Source organism: Vibrio sp. (genome assembly GCF_038138445.1).
Taxonomy (GTDB): domain Bacteria; phylum Pseudomonadota; class Gammaproteobacteria; order Enterobacterales; family Vibrionaceae; genus Vibrio.
Map to the genome: position 1 here is coordinate 49747 of NZ_JAYQDQ010000015.1, position 7275 is coordinate 57021.

The 7275-nt window shown below is 40.8% G+C and carries 9 protein-coding genes; all 9 read right to left on the reverse strand.

The annotated features are described in order from the left end of the window. Positions 1-201 precede the first annotated feature (201 nt). The 9 genes from AAFM34_RS06630 to AAFM34_RS06670 all read right to left on the reverse strand — a co-directional run bounded on the left by AAFM34_RS06630 (position 202) and on the right by AAFM34_RS06670 (position 6954). Entirely contained in the window at positions 202-723 is a 522-nt protein-coding gene (locus AAFM34_RS06630; protein ID WP_341661151.1) for a GNAT family N-acetyltransferase, read from the reverse strand. Positions 724-872: 149 nt separating this feature from the next. Beyond that, positions 873-1235, reverse strand: coding sequence for a hypothetical protein (locus AAFM34_RS06635; RefSeq protein WP_341661153.1), 363 nt, complete (start codon positions 1233-1235; stop codon positions 873-875). After that, on the reverse strand, positions 1232-2476 hold the full coding sequence (locus tag AAFM34_RS06640) for a hypothetical protein (protein WP_341661155.1): 1245 nt from the start codon (positions 2474-2476) through the stop codon (positions 1232-1234). Before AAFM34_RS06640 ends, AAFM34_RS06635 begins: the two co-directional genes overlap by 4 nt. Positions 2477-2848: 372 nt before the next feature. Further along, positions 2849-3376, reverse strand: coding sequence for a DUF1643 domain-containing protein (locus AAFM34_RS06645; RefSeq protein WP_341661157.1), 528 nt, complete (start codon positions 3374-3376; stop codon positions 2849-2851). A gap of 111 nt (positions 3377-3487) precedes the next feature. Further along, entirely contained in the window at positions 3488-4459 is a 972-nt protein-coding gene (locus AAFM34_RS06650) for a Kiwa anti-phage protein KwaB-like domain-containing protein (RefSeq protein ID WP_341661159.1), read from the reverse strand. A 246-nt stretch (positions 4460-4705) separates the two neighbouring features. Continuing rightward, positions 4706-5080: a hypothetical protein gene (locus AAFM34_RS06655; protein WP_341661161.1), complete on the reverse strand. Its 375-nt coding sequence runs from the start codon at positions 5078-5080 to the stop codon at positions 4706-4708. Positions 5081-5161: 81 nt separating this feature from the next. Further along, positions 5162-5578 (reverse strand): hypothetical protein, encoded by a 417-nt coding sequence (locus AAFM34_RS06660; protein WP_341661163.1) that lies wholly within the window; start codon positions 5576-5578, stop codon positions 5162-5164. A gap of 154 nt (positions 5579-5732) precedes the next feature. Continuing rightward, the gene (locus tag AAFM34_RS06665) at positions 5733-6167 is read right to left on the reverse strand and encodes a DUF2513 domain-containing protein (protein ID WP_341661165.1); all 435 of its coding nucleotides are present in this window, start codon (positions 6165-6167) and stop codon (positions 5733-5735) included. 82 nt (positions 6168-6249) lie between these two features. Next, entirely contained in the window at positions 6250-6954 is a 705-nt protein-coding gene (locus AAFM34_RS06670) for a hypothetical protein (RefSeq protein ID WP_341661167.1), read from the reverse strand. Between the last annotated feature and the right edge of the window lie 321 nt (positions 6955-7275).

Here is a 7275-nt window from a genome sequence, read left to right on the forward strand (position 1 = left end):
TTTTAATTGCTGATTTTTTCTTTTTCTTCAAGATTATAAAAGAAAATGCTTTGTAGATATGTGAAAGCAATTTGAAAAAGGTTTTAGTCGATACCTTATCTCTCTGAAATTTCACTATTTACTCCTAGGACATAACGCCACATTAACGTGTGAGCCAAGCGTGGAGAATCACTCTTAAATGCTTGTATGGCCTGTGGTTGACTAGTACATATAACCTAGCCAATCAAAATGTCCAACACCCCACTGCTTATCTCTGAGCGGTTTCACATACAGTTCATCAATATACTCCACAGCAACTCCAAAGTTGGTGTGCTCGTGAAGCCTTAACCAAGACTGCATACACTGAACTTTGTTAAAGCCATTTGATGAGTAGAAATCATGTAAATCAGATATGAGGATTATAAAATCAACGTCTTTAGTTTCGGCAAATGCCGTTACTTCTGACAACATGAAAGAGCCAATACCTTGCCCTCGATAACGTTCATCAACACAGAAGTCGATTACGCCCAGAACCTTATGTATTTCACCACCGACGCTAACAACGCGATAATCCAGTCCAAGATAGCCAACCAACAGTTCACCTTGAAAATGAAGGGCACGCATATGAGGTAACTGCTTAGAGTAAGAACGACTTACTTGGTAGTCTGGAAAAGCTTCATTTCTTAATGCTTCGATTGCCTTATGATGCCATTCTGAAACATCTATTTCTTGTACGATTTTCATATCATTTCCTAAAAAGGGCTAGCATTCTTAATAACAGGCTGGCACGTTATCTTGGGGAGCTTTGGCATCAACCTACACATTAACAACAAAAATACAATACTAATTCAGCACACACCAAATTTTCAGTAGGTAAACTGAAACAATCTAGCTCAGTTAAACATCTTTCCTATCAGCATCAACCCAAAGCAGAGGATATAACTCCAAATGCCTAAGGCATTCACCCACATAAATAATTTGAATTTCTTTGAATCCGTCGTTGAACGCTTGCGAATAAAAGGATACTTAACCCAGTAGTCAAAACAGCGACTACCTATTTCCCAAGACAATTGATATTTAGGGCGCATGTAGCCTTTGTCGTCGTAGTACTTGCTTAGATCTTTAGCAAGTTGATGATCCATAAAAATAATATGTTTAAAGCTTCCCAGAGAAACAATTGAAGCCATAACTACACCAGGCACAGCCCAAACGGTAGCAAAGTACAAAAGAAAAAATGCTATATCTTTAATACTCATTGAGAGCTCCAAGCATACATCTCATCAACAAACCATTTACTAGCGGTAGATCCCGCAACACCACCAACTAAACCTCCTGCCACAGTGCCACCAATAGCAGCAACAGCAAGTACAGGAGCAGAAGCCGTAACACCAATGAATAACGCGATACCAGAAACAGATGAGACCGCTATCCCTGCGCCAACAGTTCCACCTTTAACGCCTCCAATGACACCACCAATAAAGCCAGCAACTTCACGAGTTGTTGTCTTGCCACAGTCCCCTTTACCATCGACCTTACAAGCTTCATAGATGCTATCAACGCCACTGGCTGCACCGATCATTAAGCCAATGTATCCCAGACCTCTCGCGGCGGAAATACCGATACAAATGTTGCCGATACGCTTACCTAAATCTTTAACAAAGCCTGTCTTTAGAATTTCATCCGCATTGTGGATTACTGACTTAGTGGACAAACTCAAGTTACGTTTAATTTGAGTGTAAATAGGAAGTTGCACACTGCGCTTAGACAACATAGCAAAGGAGCCATCAAGCTTTTTAAATAAGCCTGCACGTTCAGAGACAAAGGTTCCATAGTTCACCCCGCCTGTTCTGCTTGCCATCGCTACTTGAGCGGTGTACAAATCGTTAATTTCTAAAAGCACGCCTTGGATGTTTTTCAGATTCTGCTCGACCAGCGCCGATGTCGCACCCACACCTGTGGCAACTTGCGCATAGTAGTCGGAAGGTAAACCGTCAGCCCTAATTCGCTCATCGAGTTGATGGGAGAACAAGTCAAAGTGGCGGTTTAGCGTATCGACTTCTTCATCAAGCAGCTTGCCTAACTCCTTACTCGCAATCTTGGCTTGCTCTAGCCACTCATCGAGGAGCTTGTTATCTTCTGCTGTTTTTGGCTCTGTTGTGGGAAGCAGTACAATCTCACCCTGCCTTACAGGCTCGTTTAGGTGAGCATTGCAACTTTTGATGTATTGTTTCTGGTCTTCTTTGGTGTCGGCAGTAAATAAGCTTGCCCACAATGCCTCTTGAGACTGTGTGCATGGTGATTGCATCCAGCCAAGTTCAAACACACGGGCGGCTTTTTCACGCTCTGCAAGAACGCGCTCTCTATTTTCTGCCCAACGTTTCTCGTCCTTAGCGGTGTAGGTGAGTTCCGCTCTGCGCTCTTGACGTTGTCGCGCTGCTCTTTCTCTTGTGGTTTCTTGCCTTTCTTCTGGGGCATATGGGAAAGATTCATACCGCATGGGAGTTAGCCTTGATAAAAAATAAGCCAAATCATATCAATATTTTCAGTTATTTATCACACCTAACAAGGCGTTTTGCGGCATTTACCAACCAAATAGTTATTTTGACTAGCAAAACGCTCAAAGTGACGCTTTTAGCCACTCGTTGAACGTAATATAAATGGAGAGGAATTTAGATAAAAATTGGATAAAAGCTTGTCAGCTACATTACTAAATTAGAATATAACGGATTAGTTCGAAGTATGGAAAAGTAACGTCGCCTTAAGGGGCGGCCAATACGTAGGTTGCTTTGTGTTGTGGTGGAGCACAGCGGCAACACAAGGCAAACGGAGTGTTGGGCGTCCGTTTTGCGGCTATTTCTTGATAGCTTTGTTAGGCAATTATTGACTCCCAATAAAGCGTTGATAATTCCCTATTTCCTTTGTTCCACGTTCTTCCATGTCGAGGATGAGTGCCATGAGAGAGTGCGCCAACCTTGTATGGTTGCGCGCCAGTTTTATCCATTATTTCTTTGACTTCACTTAGCCGTTGATAATAGATTTTATTTTCGACAGGAACGTCACCACCCCAAGCAAGGACAATAGTGGACCAATCGTTTATATGTTGCTCAAGTATTTGGTTGTTTTTAGAACCAACTAAATAGTCATAACTCTTGCCAATAAGGTCTTTGGGGCAGGGAGATATGTATGCAAACAGATTAAGAAATACAACTTTTCCAAAACCATTTTCTTCCGCCCAGATAGATACTTTACCAACAGTTGGATCTGACTTCTCCTCATTCGCAACACTAGGATTGCATTGGATAACCACTAGTTCATCTTCGGAGTTACAAGAGGTTTCCACAAATAGAGCATATCTGTAAATCTCGTCGCGCTCACATCCTGTTATTACGTATGACATACTTTCCTTTCTGCCTAACGTCGCATTAAGATGTGAGCGACGCTTGGCTATACTTGAGCGAAGCGAAAACGCCAAGCGTTGCAAATCACTCTTAGACAGGTTGTTAAAGTGCTAGACCGCAGTGTTAGCTGTCTCTACAATTTCCACTCTATCAGCGTCTACCATTTGTTTTTTGATTAGAGAAATAAAACGTTTGTCATTAATCAACTTTAGAAACAGATCAATATTATTTTCGTCAACAACAAACTTCCCTTCTTTATCTACGCCTAGTTCCCAATGATGCTGAGTTATAACTGCTTTCATTTCTTCGATAAACTGCTGATCCTCGAAATAGCGTGTTTCTTCAGCCGAAACTAGCCTGCGCAGTAGAGTCTTGTTTGTTCCAATTGCTACTTTAAGATCTTGAACCGAGGTAATTATGCCATGCTCTGATAGTGCATCAACTAACACATCTCTTTTTGCTTCAAGGCCTTCACGAATATTTAGCCCTAGTTCATAGTTAGCTTTGTCTCGAATGAACACATCATTGCCATAGGCAATGAAGTCGAAATAGTCCCTAAATGAAAAAGTATTACGCACTTCCACTTTCTTAAAATCACCATCAGCAAATGTCCAACTTGAAATCGTTGGCACTCTCTTTAGATTCCACCCACCTTTTACCTTAGAGTAAGCATAAAATTGATGATGATCTCTCTGGAATTCAACAACTAGAGCCCAAGCGTTATGAAACTCTTTAATATCAGTCACAGGGTGGTTATCAGCTCCAAGACGGATTTTCTCAATTACTTGAGAAAAGTCGGTATCTTGAACGCTATGAACTAAAGCTCTGTCTTCATCAATGCCAACTGTAAGAGCTGAGTAAGCAGACAAGTCTCTTATAGGCTCAACTTGATTTTCTACACCTAGAAAGAACTTGCGCAATGTTGCGATTAAGTCTTCATCTAATCCCTCAATAGACGCACTCAATGCACGGTAAGAGTGCTGGCCTGCTTTTGTATTTTTTTTAATTACCCACAGACGTACATTAAGATCATCGAAATCAATAGTTCGAATATTTTCTAAAACCTGCAACTGCTCTAGCATTTAAACACCCTTATTAGAGATTATTCCCATATAGTTATTGAGCTTCACATAACTTTCGTTATTGCCTGTTAATAAGTCATTCTTAGAAAGCATGACACATTCTTTTTCATTACCTACTTCGTTGTATTTACAGTCATATAAGCCATAGCCGAGTGCTGCTAAGATCGGGTTAATAAAGACACTCTGACTCCGAACTGACAGCAAGCACAACACTGATAGAAATAGGAATAAAGAAACTATGTCTTGTCACTTACTTAAATCAAAAGCAACGAATGAAATAATATATGGGATGGTATAGTTAACAACTTCACTAGATCGACTTTTGGCACTTATTACATTAATCGCGAATGGTCGTTTTGTTACGTTTCGAAGAACATACGATATCAGCACTAGACTAGCTACCGATAAAAGTAATAGAGCAAGAACTATTTCAATATTCTTGAATTCAAACCAGTAAGGTATTTTTAGTTTGCTAAAACTCCAAACTACACTTTCAAAAGCATGCTCAAACCAAACAACTTCTTTTATATCCTTGATTATCATAATAAGGAAAAGCGGTGTATAGCCGCTGATAAAGATGGCGATTGAAGACAGTAATCTAGTTTTGCTTTTACGATTCATAACACCCTCATATAAGTGAACGCCATTCTATTTCAGCAAGGAAGCATATGCAACCACGCTCAACTCTGATAGGTGGCTTTGTTAGATATCTTTTCCGGTATATTTTGATAGTGCTTTTTCAACTTTTTGATCAACGTTACGAAGTACAACAGGTGTCGAATATCCTAAAGCTAATGAAAGAAACCATAAACGTCCAGCAGCGCTGGCTGTCGGTTGAAGAGCTCCTAGAAAAAGAAAAGCCACAGCAAATCCGATACCTGTACCAGCGAACCACATTCCCAATGCCCAGTAACCGCGCTCCCTCTTACTATCTTTTGTTTGAATCCTTTTTTCCGTTGTATCAGATTTAGGAACAGATTCATAAACAGGTGGCTTTAATAAGTCTAAGTCCGCTACCCATCCTCGAATTAAACTAGCTAGACCTGCTATAAGCGGACAACTCCCGAGCAATGCCACATCTTGACGAGTAAAATTGAATATCTCTGAAAATTCGAACATTTCAAAAGTCCTTGTTTGAATAGATAACGTCTAATTAAGGGGTGAACAACGCCTCAAACAAAACCTAACACATTGTGCAATAAACACTAAATTTGAAGTAGAAGCAAAAACGCCAAGCATTGTGAGCCCCTATTAAATTCCTTGTTATACAAATTTACACCAACAATGCATCCAGTTTTTTAGCTAGGTAGTGCTCTAATAATTTTTGGCTTCCATCAAACAACACTCGGAAGGGTGCGTTTGTTAGCTCAGACTTTAATTTCTCCAACACTTCCTTATTGCTTAACGCATTAGCGAAATCATGACCTTTTTGGGTTAACCGAATATCTTTTTCAACGATGCTTCCGCCAGACTTATTGTATGAAATACCATAAGTATTCAGCGACTCAGAGCGAAGGTCTTTGTCGCTAACTAGTCCATTTTCAACTAACAACTGAGCATGAAAAATGAATTTCTCATCTAACCCTTTACGGTCATCTGTGTAGATTTTCACGCCAGCATTCTCAAGTGCAGATAAGGTAATATGAGCCTTCTCTGAACCTAGGAATACGCTAAGTAAGTTTGACAGATATTGAATATCGATTCTCATAGTCACCTCATTCGTATAACGCCTCAATAACCGGCGCAGCTTTGCTGCGTCCGGCGCCGAAGGCGCGAAGTTGATTGATTTGTTAGGCACTTGGCAGCTTATATGGAAAGACAGATTTGCATTTGTGACATTGCACCTGACTATATTTAGCCAGTTCCCGTTTATCTACCTGAAGAAGCTCATTACATGCCGGACAGTTACCTGACAATATGTTGGGGTTGCCACCAAAACTAATAGAGCCACCAGCGCCAAAACCGATGCCGCTTCCCTGTACCGATATCGGGCCCTGCGTGCTGATACCATTCATTGAGACTGCGCCGCCTGACCCTTGGAAGGTAGTGCCATCAACAAAGTTCCTGCTACTGTCTGTGGCGTGTAGATGTGTCCTTTCAGAGTTAACCGTAGAACCTTGGATTACATTTGTGCTTCCACTCCTTACTACGAAAGCCGAAATATCTGCATGTATGATGCTGTTTCGTATTTCTTGATAACTTTGATTATCTGTGAGCACAGAGAACTCTTTTTGGTTCCGACCCAGCTTTGAAATGAACTCGTTTGTTTTTGCCTCTAAATCAGGGGAATTCTCGATTGTCTTGGCAATCTCTTGAATTGCTTCTTCTAATGTATCAACTTTACTTACTAGCTCATTTGCCGTTGCAATTTCAGCCCATAGTTCTGTCAATTGCTTTTCAAATTCTTTATCCCCTAGATGTCGGTCTAGAGCTGCTCCTGCCTGTTGAATTCCAGGAACAGGCAGCATGCTCAAGCAGAAACCGAGGAATCTCATAGGTTCCTTGATTCCATGCTTTTCCCAAAGCTTCCGGATAGAGTTCGACGCTACTTCAATAGAATTTTTATTGCTCAATTCTCAGATTCCTTTTAATGCCTAACATTCTTAATAACAGGCCTGCTCGTTTCCCCACCAGCCCAAACTACAACCAACCTACCATAACCCACAAAAAATTAAACAATATGCATCAAGTTTTTTATTTCTCCGTCACATACATCCTTCGCAATGGTTTATCCATGCTCTAGGCACAAAAAAAGCGAGCTTAACGCTCTAATGCCGATCAGTTAAACATTAATCGGCAGATCAATTGAATGATCC